Source organism: Lactiplantibacillus fabifermentans DSM 21115, from assembly GCF_000498955.2.
Lineage (GTDB): Bacteria > Bacillota > Bacilli > Lactobacillales > Lactobacillaceae > Lactiplantibacillus > Lactiplantibacillus fabifermentans.
On the sequence record NZ_AYGX02000055.1, the window covers coordinates 1 to 18,192 of the forward strand.

General features: G+C 44.8%; 19 protein-coding genes and 1 pseudogene. 3 read left to right on the forward strand and 17 right to left on the reverse strand.

From position 1 onward, the window contains the following. Positions 1-54: 54 nt before the first annotated feature. The 3 genes and pseudogenes from DY78_RS04815 to DY78_RS04820 all read right to left on the reverse strand — a co-directional run. A pseudogene (locus DY78_RS04815) lies at positions 55-1,167 on the reverse strand (glycosyltransferase family 2 protein); the annotation flags it as partial. After that, positions 1,157-1,306: a hypothetical protein gene (locus DY78_RS16065; protein ID WP_156093504.1), complete on the reverse strand. Its 150-nt coding sequence runs from the start codon at positions 1,304-1,306 to the stop codon at positions 1,157-1,159. The pseudogene DY78_RS04815 and the gene DY78_RS16065, both read right to left, overlap by 11 nt. A gap of 9 nt (positions 1,307-1,315) precedes the next feature. Then, on the reverse strand, positions 1,316-2,182 hold the full coding sequence (locus DY78_RS04820) for a diguanylate cyclase domain-containing protein (protein ID WP_024625960.1): 867 nt from the start codon (positions 2,180-2,182) through the stop codon (positions 1,316-1,318). 239 nt (positions 2,183-2,421) lie between these two features. Between DY78_RS04820 and DY78_RS04825 the strand changes: the two genes are divergently transcribed. Beyond that, positions 2,422-3,066, forward strand: coding sequence for an NAD(P)H-binding protein (locus DY78_RS04825; RefSeq protein ID WP_024625959.1), 645 nt, complete (start codon positions 2,422-2,424; stop codon positions 3,064-3,066). Positions 3,067-3,230: 164 nt separating this feature from the next. Here DY78_RS04825 and DY78_RS04830 read toward each other — a convergent pair whose 3' ends face one another. The 9 genes from DY78_RS04830 to DY78_RS04870 form a co-directional block, all read right to left on the reverse strand. Then, entirely contained in the window at positions 3,231-3,623 is a 393-nt protein-coding gene (locus tag DY78_RS04830; RefSeq protein ID WP_024625958.1) for an iron-sulfur cluster biosynthesis family protein, read from the reverse strand. 13 nt (positions 3,624-3,636) lie between these two features. Next, a complete protein-coding gene (locus DY78_RS04835) occupies positions 3,637-3,957 on the reverse strand; it encodes a hypothetical protein (protein WP_024625957.1) in 321 nt (106 codons plus the stop codon). 12 nt (positions 3,958-3,969) lie between these two features. Next, on the reverse strand, positions 3,970-4,398 hold the full coding sequence (locus DY78_RS04840) for a MarR family winged helix-turn-helix transcriptional regulator (protein WP_024625956.1): 429 nt from the start codon (positions 4,396-4,398) through the stop codon (positions 3,970-3,972). Between the two features lie 530 nt (positions 4,399-4,928). After that, positions 4,929-5,249, reverse strand: a complete 321-nt coding sequence (locus DY78_RS04845) for a hypothetical protein (protein ID WP_024625955.1) — start codon at positions 5,247-5,249, stop codon at positions 4,929-4,931. A 230-nt stretch (positions 5,250-5,479) separates the two neighbouring features. After that, complete coding sequence (locus DY78_RS04850; protein ID WP_024625954.1) at positions 5,480-6,088, reverse strand: response regulator transcription factor; 609 nt, start codon at positions 6,086-6,088, stop codon at positions 5,480-5,482. Beyond that, positions 6,085-7,194 carry a sensor histidine kinase gene (locus DY78_RS04855; protein ID WP_024625953.1) on the reverse strand — a complete coding sequence of 370 codons (1,110 nt, stop codon included), beginning with the start codon at positions 7,192-7,194 and terminating at the stop codon, positions 6,085-6,087. Before DY78_RS04855 ends, DY78_RS04850 begins: the two co-directional genes overlap by 4 nt. After that, a complete protein-coding gene (locus DY78_RS04860; RefSeq protein ID WP_024625952.1) occupies positions 7,181-7,945 on the reverse strand; it encodes an ABC transporter permease in 765 nt (254 codons plus the stop codon). The genes DY78_RS04855 and DY78_RS04860 overlap by 14 nt, the downstream gene beginning before the upstream one ends. Continuing rightward, positions 7,942-8,829 (reverse strand): ABC transporter ATP-binding protein, encoded by an 888-nt coding sequence (locus DY78_RS04865; RefSeq protein ID WP_024625951.1) that lies wholly within the window; start codon positions 8,827-8,829, stop codon positions 7,942-7,944. Before DY78_RS04865 ends, DY78_RS04860 begins: the two co-directional genes overlap by 4 nt. Positions 8,830-8,973: 144 nt before the next feature. Then, positions 8,974-10,167 (reverse strand): MFS transporter, encoded by a 1,194-nt coding sequence (locus tag DY78_RS04870; protein WP_024625950.1) that lies wholly within the window; start codon positions 10,165-10,167, stop codon positions 8,974-8,976. A 131-nt stretch (positions 10,168-10,298) separates the two neighbouring features. On the opposite strand from DY78_RS04870, the gene DY78_RS04875 reads away from it, so the two are divergent. Then, on the forward strand, positions 10,299-10,661 hold the full coding sequence (locus DY78_RS04875; protein WP_024625949.1) for a winged helix-turn-helix transcriptional regulator: 363 nt from the start codon (positions 10,299-10,301) through the stop codon (positions 10,659-10,661). Between the two features lie 55 nt (positions 10,662-10,716). On the opposite strand, the gene DY78_RS04880 is transcribed toward DY78_RS04875, so the two are convergent. The 3 genes from DY78_RS04880 to ppsA all read right to left on the reverse strand — a co-directional run bounded on the left by DY78_RS04880 (position 10,717) and on the right by ppsA (position 14,885). Next, positions 10,717-11,859: a hypothetical protein gene (locus tag DY78_RS04880; protein WP_156404104.1), complete on the reverse strand. Its 1,143-nt coding sequence runs from the start codon at positions 11,857-11,859 to the stop codon at positions 10,717-10,719. A gap of 116 nt (positions 11,860-11,975) precedes the next feature. Further along, positions 11,976-12,311 carry a hypothetical protein gene (locus tag DY78_RS04885; protein ID WP_024625947.1) on the reverse strand — a complete coding sequence of 112 codons (336 nt, stop codon included), beginning with the start codon at positions 12,309-12,311 and terminating at the stop codon, positions 11,976-11,978. A gap of 174 nt (positions 12,312-12,485) precedes the next feature. Continuing rightward, entirely contained in the window at positions 12,486-14,885 is a 2,400-nt protein-coding gene (gene ppsA / locus DY78_RS04890; protein ID WP_024625946.1) for a phosphoenolpyruvate synthase, read from the reverse strand. 580 nt (positions 14,886-15,465) lie between these two features. On the opposite strand from ppsA, the gene DY78_RS16070 reads away from it, so the two are divergent. After that, positions 15,466-15,642 carry a hypothetical protein gene (locus DY78_RS16070; RefSeq protein ID WP_156093506.1) on the forward strand — a complete coding sequence of 59 codons (177 nt, stop codon included), beginning with the start codon at positions 15,466-15,468 and terminating at the stop codon, positions 15,640-15,642. Positions 15,643-15,677: 35 nt separating this feature from the next. Here the strand turns inward: DY78_RS16070 and DY78_RS04895 are convergent, their stop codons facing one another. Further along, positions 15,678-17,282 (reverse strand): cation:proton antiporter, encoded by a 1,605-nt coding sequence (locus DY78_RS04895; protein WP_024625945.1) that lies wholly within the window; start codon positions 17,280-17,282, stop codon positions 15,678-15,680. 163 nt (positions 17,283-17,445) lie between these two features. Beyond that, positions 17,446-17,970: a hypothetical protein gene (locus tag DY78_RS04900; RefSeq protein ID WP_024625944.1), complete on the reverse strand. Its 525-nt coding sequence runs from the start codon at positions 17,968-17,970 to the stop codon at positions 17,446-17,448. Between the last annotated feature and the right edge of the window lie 222 nt (positions 17,971-18,192).

Consider the following 18,192-nt stretch of genomic DNA (forward strand, 5'->3'; position numbering starts at 1 on the left):
TCAGGTTATGCTGAACAATTTGTCCAAAAATTCGGATTAAATTTGCAATCTACCTTGTAACAAATATAAATAAAACATCAACAGCCAATTCAACATGAACAATGTGGCTAGCGGGGTTCCTAAGGCCACCAGTTGATGTAACCGGGGCCAAAAGACTTGCGCCCCCGCTAAATCAATATTAATTAGAAAAATGACATTGGAAACCACGATGGCCGCATTGAACCAGAAAAAGGTGCAGACATAATAAAAGACTTCGAGTTTGATTCGCCATGGTGTCCGGTCAAATAAGTGTTTCAAATTGGCCATAATCACTTCATAATTACCCCGGGCCCAGCGTTTCCGCTGATTATAGTAGGCAAACAAGGTTTCTGGTTCTTGTTGAAATGCTTCGGCGCGATGTGCGAGGGCAATCAACTTCCCCGAACGCATCAAACTAAATGAAATTGCCGTGTCTTCCGTCAAGGCCCCGTTATTCCAACCACCAAGTTCTTGTACGACGGCTTTATTAATAATAAAATTGGTCCCCGGAATCCGCCCGATTTTAAACAATTGCCATAAACCGGTATGCTGAATCCGTTGAGTATTGACGATTTCTAAATTAATACATCGAGTTAAAAAATTTTGTTGGTAGTTCCGCGTCTTGTTGCGACCAAAAGCGGCCGCGTAACGTTCCGGATTTTCTAACACTTTTTGGACTAAGAAATACAAGGCATTCGTTTCAGGCGCGGCATCGGCATCATATACGCCTAAATATTCGCCGGTCGCAATCTTTAACGCATCGTTTAAGACCCCGGCTTTCCCACCGGTCCCGGTGCGTTCGATTACTTTCAAGTTACGCCCCTTAAATTCGGGCGTCTGCATCAAGTCCCGAATTTCTTGGGCGGTCGTATCTTGACAATTATCCGCATACATCAATACTTCCAAGTGGTCGGCCGGATAATGTAACCGTAAGATGGCCTTGACCGTATCTTGAATGACGAGGGCTTCATTATGCGCTGGTACCACGATTGAAACGTGGGGGTACCGTGCTAACGGCGGCAAGGTTTCAATATCGGTGTGATGCAGGTGTTTAAAAATAAAAATAGCGCCGCCAATTAGCGTCACTAACGTCATCCCAATCGAGATCCAAATCGTCATGATGGCAATCACATACAAACTATCGAGCATGATGGTTCCCCGTTTGATTGAAGCGCCGAACGGTCCGTTTAAAAATTAACCACCAACAGATTGAGAGGCCAATGACGGCGGCGCCAAAAACAATCGTAACGATTAAACTCACATCAAATAACCAAGCTAAATTTTCCATCGCGGCCTCCTATAAATATTCTTTGACGATATCAGTTTCGGCACTGCGGTCTAGTTGGGCCAACGTATCTTCAACGTTGCGATTATCGACCTTATCTTGCGTCGAATACGACACTTGCCCCATCCGCAACACCAGCGCATTACGGGCTAACCCGAATTCTTCCGCAATATCATTGATATGGTCTTTAATTTTTTGCTTCATAATCGGCGCATTATCGGCACCGAGCATCGGTGACAAAATCACAAAGCGGCCGTCATCCAAATAATATAACTGGTCGACCGTAAATAGCATCGACTCCAAATGCCGGGTGGTCGCGCGGAGTAAATCATTGAACCGGTCGTTACCTAAAAAGTTGATGACATTTTCTAAAAAATCAATTTTGACCATCGTCAACGTAAACCGATAATCATGCGCGTGATAATAAACGAGCTTTAATTCCCGTTGCACGTCTTGTTGTAACGCCGTTTCGTTTAACGCGCCCGTTAAGACTTCCAGGTCGGGCTTTTCTTGTTGGAGCTTCGCCAACTCTTGGGCGAGCGCCTTGCGTTTCAATAATTGATGATCCAATAAATACATCAAATAAGTAGTTAATGGAGTAATCGTCAATAACGCGATGGCCGCCCAAAAATACATCATCCGGGTATATGGCATGAGTAACATCAGCGCGCCCGCACTCATACTAACAAACGACAGTACTCCGCCTAAAATAATATAAATGGTACGACCTAAAAATAATCCTAGGCCAAATGCTGCCGCCACGAGTAAAAAGTTCACCCATGAGCCGCTAATAACACTTAGGTATAACAAAGTATATTGGTAAATTAAGATTAAAATCATGCCCCAAAACACAAAATTATCAATTGATTTTTGCTTCATAAAGCCCCATTAACTTCCTTTCATTCCGCATTCCTGCTCATTCGACTATCTCGAATTATACGCCTATTAATTATATTTTAAATTAACTGTCGATTATATTTATATATGCTGTCAGTCATAATTAATAGAGGTATTTATCTATTTAAGAATATGACTATTTTTTTGAAACAAGTTCGTTGGCTTCGAGTAACACGAAGGTCCTATGATAACGACATTAACCGTTGAGGAGGAATTTCAAAATGAGTAAAGTAATGATTATCGGGGCTAACGGGTCCATCGCCCAATTAGTAACGCAACAGTTATTAGCAACTACGACTGACGAACTCGTCTTATACTTGCGGCGGTCACAACAGTTGGCCAACTATGCCGACAATCCGCGCGTAACCTTAGTAACTGGTAGTTCTAGTGATACCGACCTACTGGCTCGCGCCATGGTCGATGTCGATGTGGTTTATTCGAGCCTAGGTAATGGGGTCCACTTAGATGAACAAACCCAACACGTCATTGATGCGATGCGCCAAGCGGGCAAGACGCGTTTCATCTACATCAGCGCACTCGGGGCTCATCATGAAGTTCCCGGTAAATTCGGTGACTGGAATGACGCCATTATTGGCGGCGAACTAGTCGGCTTTCGTAAAACTGCCCAACTGGTCGCAGAATCTGGATTAACTTACACCGAGATTCGACCAGCATGGCTCACTAACGCAAACGAAGTGGCTTATGAAACGACCGACTTAGTGACCGGCTTCAAAGGTACCGAAGTTTCCCGGGCGAGTGTCGCAGACTTTGCGGTCAAGGTCATTACCCAACCAAACACTTACCAAAATGCCAGCGTCGGACTCAATAAACCCAACACGGATGGTGACCGTCCTAGCTGGTATTAGTCTGCTAGTAACTACTTAAACTTACGTCATTAATTAAACCCGCCACCGGATGACTGCTCAAATCATTCGGTGGCGGGTTTAATTTGTTTTCAACTGCAATGTGACTTAACACTAAGTTTCCAAGTATTATTTCCCTTGATCGTATTCGCAATCTAAATCGAATATTACCGGGCCGGATTATTTTTAATGCCGGCGGGATCAGTGAAATCAATCAGACCTAAATTGTCATCAATCAGGCCACCTTCACCAGTTAATTGTAAGGTGTTTTGATGTTGATTCAACTTAATCGTCATCGTGTGTTGTAAGTCTGCAACTGAATAATCTTTGATGGCGACTGGTCCTAAATTTGATTCAATTAAGACATTGTAGCCGTCAATCGGCGCATCTTGGGCCACGATATTAATCGTGAATTGCGTTTGCATATGATAGGCGGCATGTTGCGAATAAATTCCCACGCCATCTTCAAAGGTCAATAATAACCGCTTCTCGCCCGTTAATTTGGGTTGGAGCTTGGCCATAACTTCCGGTGTAAAGGTTAAGTTTAAAGTTGTCATCATGAATTACCGCTTTCTAATTAAGTTGATGTTGGTCAATCAATGTCCGAATTTTAGTTTGGAGCAACAGTAAAGTGGCGTGATCAGCTGTTTTGAAACGTTGCACAAAATCATCGGCTTGAATATCGGTAGCGACATAGACTTGGTCCCCCGTAATCGCCGTGATTTGTAGGCCCGCCGACGTAAATTTGGCCGTATAATAGTTACCTTCAAAGCCTTCCGCCAATAATTCTTGCGCCCAGTTTTGTAGCCCTTGTTGAATGACCGCCGTTACCGACATTTGCCGGTCCTGCGCCAACGTTTGCGCTGCTGCTAGTGTCTGCGGAATTTCATACATATTGCCAGCCCCCTAATTATGGTTTAGTTGTCGTAAAAGTCGTACGAATGTTACAAACTCTGCGGGCGTAAAATCCCGCGTTAATTGTTGGTCAACGACACTCAACGCTGCATTTTCAGCCGCAAAGATTTCAGCGACGGTGGTTTTATCACTCAGCGTAATCAAGAAACTCCGCTGGTCATCGGGATTGACTATGCGTTCCACCAGTTCCTTTTTCTCGAGCCGGTTAATCAGCCCCGAGGTGGTCGCATAGCTGACTTGCAGCGCCCCAACAATATCACCGATGGGCGCAGTCTGCGCCGGTTGATTTTTCAAAAACTCGAGCACATCGGCCTGACTGCCTGTCATCCCATACTGCTCATAAAACGCATTACGGGCCGCTTCAAATTTTAAATTAGCTTGTTTGATTAAAAATCCTAATTTAACGTCATCATTGGTCATCCAATCACCTCGTTTATTTAGCACGCTAAATAAAGCAATAAATAAAAATCATTAATTTTATTTTCGCGCTTGTTGTGTTTGTTTTAAGCACATCTATACAATAGCACTTACTAAAAATAAGTCAACTAGTCAAATCGAAATATTTTTTTAAGTTCGTATGACCACTACCAAACAATCGCTAAAAAAGGCGAGTCTGGCCAAAAATCTTCGAACATAGACCTCCAGCAAGTTAACCTGTCTCAGACATCATCGCTTAATGTCACTTATTATTTAAACAACACGACCAAGGAGCCACCATAATTTAGTGGCAGCTCCTTGGTCGTGTCTGAGTGATAGATGCAATTAGCTGACCGTCACGGAAGTCGCTATGCGGGGGGCGTTAACAGGATTGGTCTGTATCCCGTTTACACCACGTACACTTTTTGAGACTTGGATTTCAGGCTCAAAAGCGAGGTTCAGGACCGCTTCTCAGGCTTGGACCGCTCCCCATGGCGGCTAGAATTACGGTCAGCTACTACCAGCATTCTGAATTAGCCTAATCCAATGCTGATAAACGTTTGCTTAATTTCAGCGGTTAAATCGGATAGCTTTGCCCCGTGGCTCATAGAACTCGCATATGAGTTTGGTTGAAACGTCAATTCTTCAGCGTAGCGGTCTAACACTGCTCGTTGCTGCAAATACAACGCATACTTTTTGCCGTGTTTTTTTAACTTCTTACGATTGTGCCGATCCAACTTATTAAATTCTTCTTTAGTAAGGCGAGTGTGCAGCGCTAACTCACCATATTCTTCTTCAACAATGCGATTGTGTCGAGCCAGCTTATCCAATTCTTCTTTAGTCATCGTAGCCATTATAAAAGCCTCCTAAAATTTGGTATTAAAAAAACCGCCTGGTATTCTCTCCAAGCGGCGCCTTCTTAGGAGAATATCCAACCTACATTGGAGCACGTTGCCGCTGACGCGGTACGTTGCTGCTGGCTCATCGTGTGTAGTCACTAACCAGACTCTTGATATTCAAACGATTAATTTAATTATTGCTATTCTAGTCGCTATGACTAATTTTAGCAAGCCTCATGACTAACTTATTGCAACCACTTATTGGTGCGCGCAATCTTAATGGCTTCTAGCCGACTGTGCACGCCTAATTTACTAAAAATAGCGGATAAATAATTGCGGACGGTGCCGGCTGATAAAAATAATTTAGCCGCGATAGCTTTAGTCGGCAAGCCTTCATCAGCTGCCACTAAGACCGCCATTTCCCGGTCAGTCAATGGATTATGAGCAGCCGTTAACATATTGACCACCAATTCAGGTGCATAAATCGTCTGGCCAGTCATAACTTTCCGAATCGCAGCAATCAAGTCGTCGCTCGGACTATCTTTCAATAAATACGCCGCCACTTGCGCGTTAACAGCCCGTTCAAAATAGGCCTGTTGTGCAAAAGTCGTTAAGATAATCGGCTTGGTCAGCATTTGAGCTGCTTGCAGCTTATCGGCAACATCCAAGCCCGTTAACTTGGGCATTTCAATATCTAAAATCGCGACGTCTGGCGTCAAACGCTGGAGGTCGGCCCAAGCTGCCGCCCCATCCGTAGCACTGCCGACGACGTGTAAATCATCTTCTAATTCTAATAATTGCGTCAACGCGGAATTTAACATACTCTGGTCTTCCGCTAAATAAACGGTAATCATGCCAAGCCCTCCTTTGGAATCGTCACTGAAATCTGGGTACCGCGCGTTTGGGGGGCAATTGCAAACGTGCCCTGTAACGCTGCCAAGCGGGCTTGCATGCCCGTCACGCCATTCGCCCCCGGCCGCGTATAATCCTGACTGCCACGACCATCGTCTTGAATCTTAACTTCAAACTGGGTCGCCGTACTATTGAAAATAATCGTGACTTGGTGCGCGTGAGCATGCCGGATAACATTGGTGATTGCTTCCACGATCACTGCCGCCAAACAGCCTTGAACCGCTGTGGGCCATTGCGTCGCCGCCGCTTCCCCCGTGGTCGTTAACCAGATATGCTGGCTAACTAAATTTTGATTTTGCGTCAATAACGCTTCACTGAGCGACTGCTGATGCAGATCATTGACAATCGAACGCACCAACTGTAAGTTATCGCGACTAGTCTGCGCAATGTCGGCGAGTTCTGGGGCGACCTGCGCTGGATTTTTAGTAAGAAGCTTATTGGCGAGTTCTGCTTTGAGCGTAATCATTGAGAAACTCTGACCTAACGTATCATGCAAATCCCGGGCGATGCGTTCCCGTTCATCCCGTTGCACAATGACTTGCAGCCGCCGATTAGTTTGCGCCAAATTTTGACGTTGAATCGCGGAGCGCGCAAAGACATACGACAATATTGGCGACATGATGGGAAATAACAAGCCCATCAGATTATAATTGACCGGATCAAACCACCGGGGATTCAACAAATAGTCGTGCCACAAGCCCACGACTAGAATCGTATAATACGTCGCCGCAAACCAATAGAATTGCTTTTTGGGGTGCCGAGCCAAAATAAATGACACTTGCCAGGCCGGATAAACCAACAAATAATTATTCGCGTCAAATAACGCAAAGGCCCCCGTGACGATCAATTCAGCCGGAATCGTGACCGGATGCCAAGCCGGCTTTTCAGCCACTAAAATATAAATCACCAAAAAGACGCCCAGCATTCCCAGCCAGAAACGGTCCCACCATGTGGCGACGCCCATCACTGAGAACGGCAAATAAACTAGCCAAATATAATTTGACCAGTTCAATTGCTTCAACCGTGTTTTTATCCTATGCGTTGACAAAGCCCCCACCCCATCTTAACTGTCGTCGTGCGACCCAAGTGACCACGACACTTAGGCCAATTAGCCAAATTAGTAGTCCCATTAAATTCGTTGGTTTCAGTGTACCATGAGTCATGACCGCACCCAACCACTCATTCACATAATACGGCGGCAACTGTTTACCAATCGTTTGAATCCAGTTTGGTAACATACTAATCGGCCACCAGAGCCCACTCACAATCGCCATCGGAAAACCAATTAAATTGCTGGCCACACTTAGTAATTCCGTGCGATTAATAAACGATAAGCAGACGCCCAATAATAAGATTGGGATTTGGCCGACCACCACAATTAATAAGACGCTAAACCACTGACTAAGGTTTAACTGGACGTGATTGACCACCGTGGCGATTGTCCCCAAGACAGCCACCGATAAGCCATTCATCACTAAACTCCAGCATGCCAAAGAAGTATAATATGCGCGCAAACCGTGCGCCGTTAACTGCAACCAGCGCACGAGCCCTTGTTGGCGATCACGCATCAAAATATTAGCAATGCTAAACAGTGCATTAATCATGCCACTGTAAACAATCATACTGCCCATATATTGCAAGTTGAACCGCGCTTGCTCCGGCGAACTCACCGTCACCATCACTTTGGTGAACAACACATAAAACATGGCGGGCATCAGGAGTGAGAAAAACTGAAACCCGGCATTGCGTAGCACTAGCCGTCGACCATCAAATTTTAATTCAGTCATTAAGGTTTTCATGATGCCGCCTCCGTCGTTAAATGAATAAAGATATCTGCCAGCGATTCGCGTTGCACCACTAATTGATGTAACGCCCCCATATTCGGTGCCAATGCTGCCATCGTCGCATCACTATCTTCAGTACTCAAATGTAACGTTTGTTGTTGCTTGGTCGCCGCCGTAACCCCGGGTAAACTCGTAAAAGTCGTGACCGGTAGCGTCGTTTGAAAGCTGATTTCCACTTGTTGATACGCGTGTTGTAACTCTTGGAAAGTCCCTTGAAAGCTCAATTTGCCTTGTCGCAAAAATAAAATCCGGTCAGCGACATCTTGAATCTCCGTCAAATAGTGACTCGTAATAATCACCGTTTTACCATTCGCTTGCCAAGCCCGAATTTGTTGCCAAAAATGTTGCTGCGCCGTGGCATCCATCCCGACCGTGGGTTCATCTAAAAATAACAAGTCGGGATTATTAACGAGCGCGGCCGCCGCCATCACGCGCCGAATTTGTCCACCAGATAAGGTATTCAACCGCCGTTTGGCAATACTAGTTAGTCCCAACTGCTGTAAAACGGCACTGACCGCTTGCGGCTTGGCAACTTGATTCGCCATTAACGTGACTAGTTCGCGGACGGTCACCCCGGCAATGACTAAATTACCTTGATGCATCGTCCCAATTTTTGCTTTCGCAATCGAACTACCTGGCTGCGTCCCAAATATTTTTACCGTCCCGACTTTAGCCGGTAACGTCCCCAATAACAAATTCAACAGCGTCGTTTTGCCGGCACCATTTTCCCCAATTAACCCAATAATTTCACCGGCTTGAATCGACATCGTGATATCATTCAAGACGGCTTGTTGACCGTAGCTAAACTGTAAGTGTTGCGTTTGAATGATGGTGGTCATTTTAACTCCCCCTTTGATACTTATAGTTTAGTCAATTAGGTTGTCAGTTCGTAGTTCCAACTGTCATGACTTTCAAGTGACATTTGTCATATAACCAATAAAAAAGTCGTCCAACAAAAGTTCATCAGACGACTTTGATAAAAATTAATCTTTCGAATTCACCGCAACCGGCCGCGCTAACCAAATCAAACCGGCCAATAAACCTAAGCTCACTAATACCATTAAAGCCCCAAAGAGCGGTGTCCAGGTCAGACCGAGGCTCGTCGTAACTTGCCCACCAATCCCTGAACCAAGCGCAATTCCAATATTAAAAGCCGAGATATTTAAAGCCGACGCCATCGTAATATCTTGCGGTGTATGCTGTTCAGCTAACTGAACAATGTAAAGTTGCAGCCCCGGCACATTCATAAACGCGAAGATACCCATGGCAAGAACGGTGAATAACCCGAGCCAATGACTGTGGGCCGTCACCGTTAAGACTAATAAGGTGATTAATAAGCCGACAAACATTTTGAATAGTGCCACTAGTGGGCGTTGATTAGCCCAGCGACCACCTAGCGTATTGCCCAAGGCGACCATTAAGCCATAAACGACCAAAATAACGACGACCGCACTCGCCGACCAACCCATGGCATTTTCCAATAATGGGGAGAGATAAGTGTAGGCGACAAAAGTCCCACCATACCCTAACGCTGTCACCAGCAATGCTAATAATAACTGCGGATCGGTTAAAATCCGGCCAATCCCCCGCGCGGTTGCGGGTGCTGGTAATGGTAAGTTACGCGGAACTAACCAATAATTCGCTAATAATCCAATGACGCCAATGGCACTAATGAAGATAAATGACCACCGCCAACCGCCTAGTTGACCAATCATCGTGCCCAACGGAACCCCGGTGACGGTCGCTACGGTCAAGCCAGTAAACATCACCGCGATGGCGGAAGCCCGTTTTTCAGGCGCCACGACATCGGCCGCAATCACCGACGCCACCGTCATGCAGATCCCATGGGCCACGGCCGCCACGACCCGACCAACTAATAACACCGTAAACGTGGGTGCCAACGCCGCTAATAAATTCCCGATAATGAATAAACTCATAATGAGTAGCATTAACCGATGGCGATTCATCCGGCCAGTTAATAACGTCATGACTGGTGCTCCCACCATAATGCCTAACGCATAAACGGACACGGTCAACCCGGCTTGGGCCAACGTGATATGAAAATTCGCCACTAACAGTGGCATCAAACCAACACTTATAAATTCGGTAGAACCAATCGCAAACGCACTAATGGCGAGCGCTAATAAGGTCCAAGTTGCATTAACTTTTTTACTCATTTTTTATTCATCCTCCAATACTTGCTAACGTGATAAATAATGATTATACTAGCAAGTAACTTTTCGACAAGTACCCACTTTAAAGTGGGATACCCACCAAAAAGTAAGTATGGATAAGGAGGTGTTTTTCGATGGCTACTAAAACCTATCAAATTGGCGTGGAAGCCACGATGGAGGTGATTGGCGGTAAATGGAAGTCAATTATTCTCTGTCATTTACGTCAACAACCGATGCGGACTAGCGAACTGGAACGCGCCATTCCGCAAATTTCACAAAAAATGTTAGTCCAGCAACTCCGAGAATTAGAAGCGGCTAATGTGATAAAACGGCACGTCTATCAAGAAGTCCCACCACATGTTGACTATCAACTTACCGATTACGGCCAAAGTTTGTCCAGCGTGTTGCATTCATTATGTGTCTGGGGTGAAAGCAATATTGACCGGCGGCGCGAGCAAGGCGAAGATATCGACTTGCTGCATCGCGATGATTTATAAATCTAGGTATCAAAAAAGTCCAGCTGACAACACGTCACTGGGCTTTTTTTGAATTTTATAACGGTTGATAATCCTGACCCAACATCTTTTGGGCTTCGGACGTTTGAACCATGACACCCTCACAAACATGTCCTTGGGCATAGAGCGCCACGTAACTTTTACTCATCGGATTAGCAGCCGTCCGCGTCATCGCCGCAAAAACTGTTAGAGCCGCTTGATCACTTTCAGCCGGTCCCGGTAACATCAATAATGGCAACCGGTGTGGCAAGTTCAAGTCATGCTGGGCCTTAAATTGAAGCAACTGCAACAAATGGCAAAAGTGAATGGCTTGCCAAATGCCCCGACTGTATTTGGTCGTTAATTCATCGCCGAACGCGGTATTTTTTGCATAAACAACGAGTTGGCCATCGTTGACAAAGTAATTGACCCAACTTAATAACTGTTGAAATTCAGCGGCGGATTCACGCGCAATGATTTGTAAATCTGGCGCCAAAATTTCAGCCATTTCGCCGCCCAGCAGCTGACCGTCACTATCAAACTTCAACGCCACTTCAGTATTTAAGCATTGCGGATTTTGGGTCACTTTTTCAACAATATCGTCGAAATCATCACCCGTTTTAACCATCTTCAACAAGTAATAATTAGCAGTCGCTGACGCCCCCACTTGTTCACGAATCGTCGCCATATTTTGTTGTAGCAACTCGTACAATTGGGCCACACTATCTTTCAGATTACGTACCAGCTGGCGATAACTATTCAAGCCATCCTGATCTTTAAACACTAAAAAGACAGCATCCAATTGATCCTCATAAACAAACCTAAACTCTACCGACATCTGTATATTACCGTCACCGTATTCGGTATCGTCATCGGCAGCCGTATCCATCAAATCAGTATTAGAAGAATTATTAAAGTCAGCGTCAAAAACGTCCGCGGCCGCTTCGGCTTGGTCTTGAACCGCGGCCATTAACTGGCGCGCTTTCGTCATCTTCTGCCGCCGCTTTTTAAGTTGCTTAGCCAGTTGCTGTCTCTCAGCCGGTGATAGTTGTTGCTCCTGGCTGGTTGATTCTTCAACCGTTGCGGATTCAGCCCCCAGCTCGTCGGTCGATGCCGTTGCCGGTTGTTCTTCACGAAATTTCCCCATCTCATGAATGAACCAGGCGACCCCCACGATTATAATAAGTATGATTACTGTCATCATGCTACCCCTTTATCCTTACTTTTAACTATCTTTTAGTATAGCAAACCCCGGTGCCTTTTCCGGCTAATTTTTGGACATAAAAACGCCGAACCAATTTGGCCCGACGTAGCTGGTTACTTGTCGACAATTTTTAACAATGCTTGTAAATCCGCTTGCTTATTCAAAATAGTGACCAAATATTGGCCTTCCTTTTGGTATCCCATAGCTTCAAACACCTTAACTTCCGTCTGGTCGTTGGCCGTCGTGGTCATTTGTAAATCGGCTAATTTAGCAAAAACATTCACGCCCGGGTTGGCATCAAACATCGCGGCAAATTCAGGTAACATTTCACCTAAAGGCAAGTTATTCGTGTAATTGCCACTACTGAAATAGGCATGTAAGCAATAAATCAAAATGGCGCGTTCATACATGGATAACGTTGCTAATTGCTTGTTTAAATCTGACTTCATCTTTTAACCATCCTCGTTTTTGACTTCTCAAATATCATAGCACACCTCATCAATCCGGCAAAAACAGTCACCAAAATGGTGCGACCACAAAATTGTCGTCGCACCATTTCAAATAAACCATCAATTTAGTTGTACTTCAGCGGTAATGCTCAAGCAATCAAAAACGGCTTCTAATTATTCCCAATCATAGTCGGTCGGGTCTTGTAAGCCGCGGCCAGTCGCCTTGTCCAACATAATCCGTTGTTCAAAGTGCGCCACGTTACGCTTCGTTGCTTTGACCATATCCGGATTGACAGAAACATAATCAATCCCACTTTGAATCAAGAAGTTCGTGAAATCTGGGAATTCAGACGGTGCTTGCCCACAAATTGACACCGTCTTACCATCCTTGTGTGCCGCTTTGATTAAGTGGCGAATCGCCCGTTTAACCGCCAAATTCCGTTCGTCAAAGAGACTAGCGACCGTATCGTTATTCCGGTCACAGCCGAGCAACAACATCGTCAAATCGTTTGAACCAATCGAATAGCCATCAATAAACTGGTTGAATTGGTCGGCCAAAATGATATTTGATGGAATTTCGGCCATCATGTAAACTTTAAAGTCGGCATTCCGGACTAAACCTTGGTCGCGCATAATATCAGTGACTCTTTGTGCTTCCGCCACCGTCCGGACGAATGGAATCATCACGTTCAAGTTCTTCAAGCCAAACTCGTTCCGAACTTTCTTGACTGCAGCCAATTCCAACTTGAATGCGTTGATATACTTCGGATCATAGTACCGTGAAGCACCCCGCCAGCCTAATAAGTCAGCTGGTTCGTGTGGTTCAAACTTTTCGCCGCCCTTGAGTTTGCGATATTCACTGGACTTGAAGTCCGATAACCGCAAAACGACGGGCCGTGGCGCCATGGCCCGCGCGACTTTGGCAATGCCATCCGCCAACATATCGACGACTTTTTCAGGATGGCCTTCTTCAATCAAATAGAGTGGATGTTCATGGATATAAGTCGTCCAAAGGAATTCTTCACGCATCAAGCCAATCCCATCGGCGGGTAATGATGAATACTTATCCGCTAATTCCGGATCACCTAAGTTCATCATGACGCCCGTCGCAGTCGGTGCAAAGGTTTCGGCCGCCACCACTTGACCAGTGACCGGCGTTGCGCTTTTGGCTGACTTGAATAAGCCCGCGACTTTGCCTTGATAAACGACCCCATTTTTCGCATCGACAGTGACCACATCGCCGGTCTTCAAAACGTCCGTGGCGGCCACGTGGCGACTTTCAGTCCCAACAATACATGGAATCTGCATTTCCCGCGAAACAATCGCGGCGTGACATGTCATCCCACCATTATTGGTGACAATGGCCGCTGCCTTCTTCATTGCGGGTACCCAGTCAGGTGACGTCATTAAGGTAACGAGAACTTCGCCTTGCTTGAACTTATCGATGTCTTTGGGATTATCGATAACGTGGACCACGCCGCTCGCTAATCCAGGACTAGCAGGGAGCCCCCGGACAACGACTTTGGCATCGGCTTCAGCAACGACATTTTCATCTGTCGGCGCCGCCTTTTGTTTATTACGTTGTGACCAAACCGTTTCGGGCCGCGCTTGCACAATCCAGAGCCGGTTCGTATTCGTGTCTAAGGCGTATTCCATATCCATGTAACAGCCATAATGTTTTTCAATTTCTTGCGCATAGCCCGCCAACTCAATGACCTGACTATCCGTCAAAACTTGCTTATCTTGTAAATCAGCTGGCACCACTTGTTCTTTAGTCCCACCATTAGCAACCCGCATCAACTCAACCGGTTGTTTAACGATGTTGCGTTCCACGATTTTCATCGACTTTTTATCGATAACAAAGTGGTTCGGCGTTACTTTGCCTAACACAATGTATTCGCCTAAACCGCGAATCCCATCAATCACAATCTTAGTATCATCGCCATTAGCCACATTAACTGAGAACATAATCCCGGAAGCCTTGGAGAAGACCATCATTTGAACGGCCGCCGACAACGCCACTTTTTCATAAGGAAATTGTTGCTTATGACGATAATAAGTTGCCCGGTCAGTAAACAGTGACGAATAGCACTGTTGCACCCGGTTGACCACATCCGCGGCCCCTTTAATATTGAGGTAGGATTCTTGTTGGCCAGCGAATGACGCATTAGGTAAATCTTCAGCGGTAGCAGAAGACCGGATGGCAACGAACGGATCCGACTGACCAACTTTGTCAGCCAAATCAACGTAGGCTTTTTGAATATCATTCGCCAAATCCGTTGGCATGGTTGCGCCAACGATTAAATTACGAATTTGTTCACAGGTCGCATGTAGTTCGTCGGAATCTTCGTAGTCTTTAATGCCGTTAAGCAATGCGTTGACTTTATCATTTAACCCCGTCGCCTGCATAAAATAGCGATATGCCCGGGCGGTTGTGGCGAAACCATAAGGGACTGGCACATCCATCGAAGAAGTCATTTCACCTAATGACGATGACTTCCCACCAACCAAATTGACATCTTGACGATGTAATTCGTTAAACCATAAAACATTTGCATTTTCGCGACTACTCATGATATTGCCCCCTTGAAACTTAACATCAAAATTCAACAAATAAGTTCAAAAGAATGAAAGCGCTCTCTTTTACGGCTTCATTGTAGTTCACTCCTGAACAAAGTTAAAGTCGTTTTCTTAAATTTATTGATGAATTGATTAAAAATACACTTATATCAGTCATTCGACTGTCATAATATTTTGTTCATCGTCGCGCCTTATAAGATAGTGCATTCCGTAATTCAATGATACTATGTGATATTTTTAATTAGGTTTGCGAACATTCATTTTCAAAAGAGTGTGACAACAGGCGGTTAGTTTGCGAGCATTAACGTGGAATCAGCCATCATGACCGGTCTTTGGGCATAATGGCTGATTCCGGGTTAAGCGGAACAAACTGCCTGTTGTCACACGTTTCGACCATAAAAATAGTAAATTCATTCAAAGTAATTATCTAAACAGACACCAGCCCTGCTTACTAGTAATTATGCTGAATAATGAAGATATTTTAAGGCCATGTATTGATTATGATATAGTGAGCACAGAAATAAACAATCTCAAGCAATTAGACCTATTTATAAGAAATACGAGGTGAAACTACATGAGTAATGACTGGTTTGATGAGTGGCGGTCAAACTTTAAGCCGCTTGATATAGAGCATGCCAATGAAGAAGAACTTTTGCACTATCGAATGTTGGGTATGACTGAGCATGATGAAGAACGAGTGCTTAAACGAGCAAAAGAATTAGGAATTTGGTCAGAAATTAACAAAGCGTAAGTCACAATGTTACGTGATGTCCTCGCCGCTACCTTTTATTTCCCAACCCCATAATCTAAAACGACCATCTCTGCCATCGCAATTTCACGATACAAGATGTTAAAGATGTCTTCATTGAGAACATGTTCGGTTTCATATTGTTGTAATAAGTAGTCCCGTTCGGCTTGGAAAACGCCGCGGTAAATCACCGTCAACTCCCGAATCTGAGCCGAGGTATATTCGGGATGCTCCACCATCCGGCGCCATTCTTTGACGAATTGGCGTACCGTCGTATGGCCGTTTTGCGATTTCAAATCAAACGTGACGGCTTTTTTAAATTCTTCAGACGTATCCATCGCCCATAACGCCGCCACGCCGGTTTCAATCATCCGTTGGCGCGTCTGATTCATCCGCTTGGCCGCATCGGTATCGTCTTCGACTTTGGGCAGTAACCAACGGAAAATAATCGTCGGCACTAGCAAGCTTAAAATAATCAATAAACTTTCTGACATCAGAACTAAGTTAAAATCGGCCGTTTTGACTTGCGTTTCCGCCACCGTAAATGCTAATGCAAAGGTCACGGCTCCGTGAATTCCGCCGAGAGCAAAAATCCACGCTTCCCGGTTAGCGATGTGATGGACCAACCGTACATACCCATAACGGGCTAACAAGTTGGCTAAATATAAAATAACGCCAATCGTTACCCACAGCCATGAGCTACTAGTAGTCACCGACTTATCTAACGTCGTCCGCACCAACATAATCCCTAATACTAAGAACACGACACTGTTTAAAATATCGCTTAACAAGCTAATTAATTGGTAAATATCACTCGCTAATTGCGGATTTGCTAAGGCACTGCGCTCACCTTCCGCGTTGTGCACTAGGCCCGCAAAGACAACTGCAATAATTCCTGAAACGCCTAATGCTTCGCCACCAAAGTACAAAATAAACGGCGTCATTAAATAAATGATTTTTAGCGGCGTCCCATTATTATACGTGTTATTAATAAAATTGAGTTTAGACCGCAACATCAACTGGCGAAGATACACGATTACTGCACTAACGACCCCACCAAAAATAATGCCGCCACCAGCGGAATAAATAAAATCCCATAATGTTTGCGAATAATTGATATAACCATTGACGTACCACAAGATCGCCATATTTAGCAAAATGATGCCCGAAGCATCGTTGAATAATGATTCCAATTTTAAGTTAGTCGCCGTCCGCGCCGGTAATGTCCGCCCCATCGTTACCGATTCAGTGGCGGTCGCATCGGTCGGCGTGCTTATAGCGGCCAAGATAAAGGCTAGTGGTAATCCTAGGCCGGCTAACCAGCTAGTCCCCAAACCCGCGACGACGGCACATAAAATAACCATCCCCACCGTCATACTAATGATGCCCCGTACATTACGACCAACTAAGTTCAGCCGCGTGTTTTGCCCTTCAAAATAAAGTAGTGGCGCCACAATTAAGCCAATAAACACCTCGGAATTGAATTGTTCGACGAGGCCGTTCAACAATGGCACCACCGCAATCAGCGCCCCAATCAGCATGCTGACGTAGTTCACCGATAGTCGGGGCAACCAACGCCGGTTAATGACAATGCTGACCATCGCCGCTACGACTAAAACGGCCGTGGAAATAAGTAAGCCCATCTCGACACCCCTTTTTTCATAAATTTAACTAATATTCATTATTATTGGTTTGTTGAGGGATGTAAATTATAAACACTCCATTACTAACCGATTACTATTACATAAATGAACAAAAAAACACCTACCAATCATCTACGCGGTAAGTGCTCTTTCAAAAAATAACTTAGGCTTGTGAATCAGTTGACTCGTCAGCTTGTTCAACCGTTGCCGGCGCTTCTGGTTCTGAGCCAAACAAGATTTTCATGACAATGACTAGTAAGGCTACAATTGCGACCAACACCATTAGTACCGCCACAGCTGCAGCGCCAAAAAACAACATATCTTTAGTCGCACTAGCAGCTGAAACTGTTAGGGCTAAATAAGCCACCACCCCAAATAAAATTGCAATAATACTAGCATCCAAAAAGGTCCGAACTGATTTTGAAATATTGAAGTGGGCAATCGCATTAGTAATAATATTAATAATAGCTAAAATCGTAATCAACGCGAAAACAGCCCCTGCAAAACTAATCATCATATTTACTTGCGCATCTTCAACCAGCATTCCGGCCCCAAATAAAACACAAGCAATCAAATACGTGACAATGCCGACCTTAGTAAATGAGCCTAAGCTCCGAATCGACTTACGATCAACTAATCCCCAAATCACAATTAACAAAATACTGATCCCTAAAACAACAAATGGCATGTCAAATTTCCTCCCTTAGATTCGTTAATTTTAACATAACAATAATGCTTATATATAATTTATTTAATATATGGAATCAGAAAGTGCTAATCGATAACTGAGAGATTACAGTCAACTTTCGTTCGTCAAGTCCGAAAGTTGACTTCTATTTTCAAAAAACATACGCTCTTGGTAGATTGTAAAATTAATCCGAACGCTGTTCGGACAAAAAAGATCAGCTTC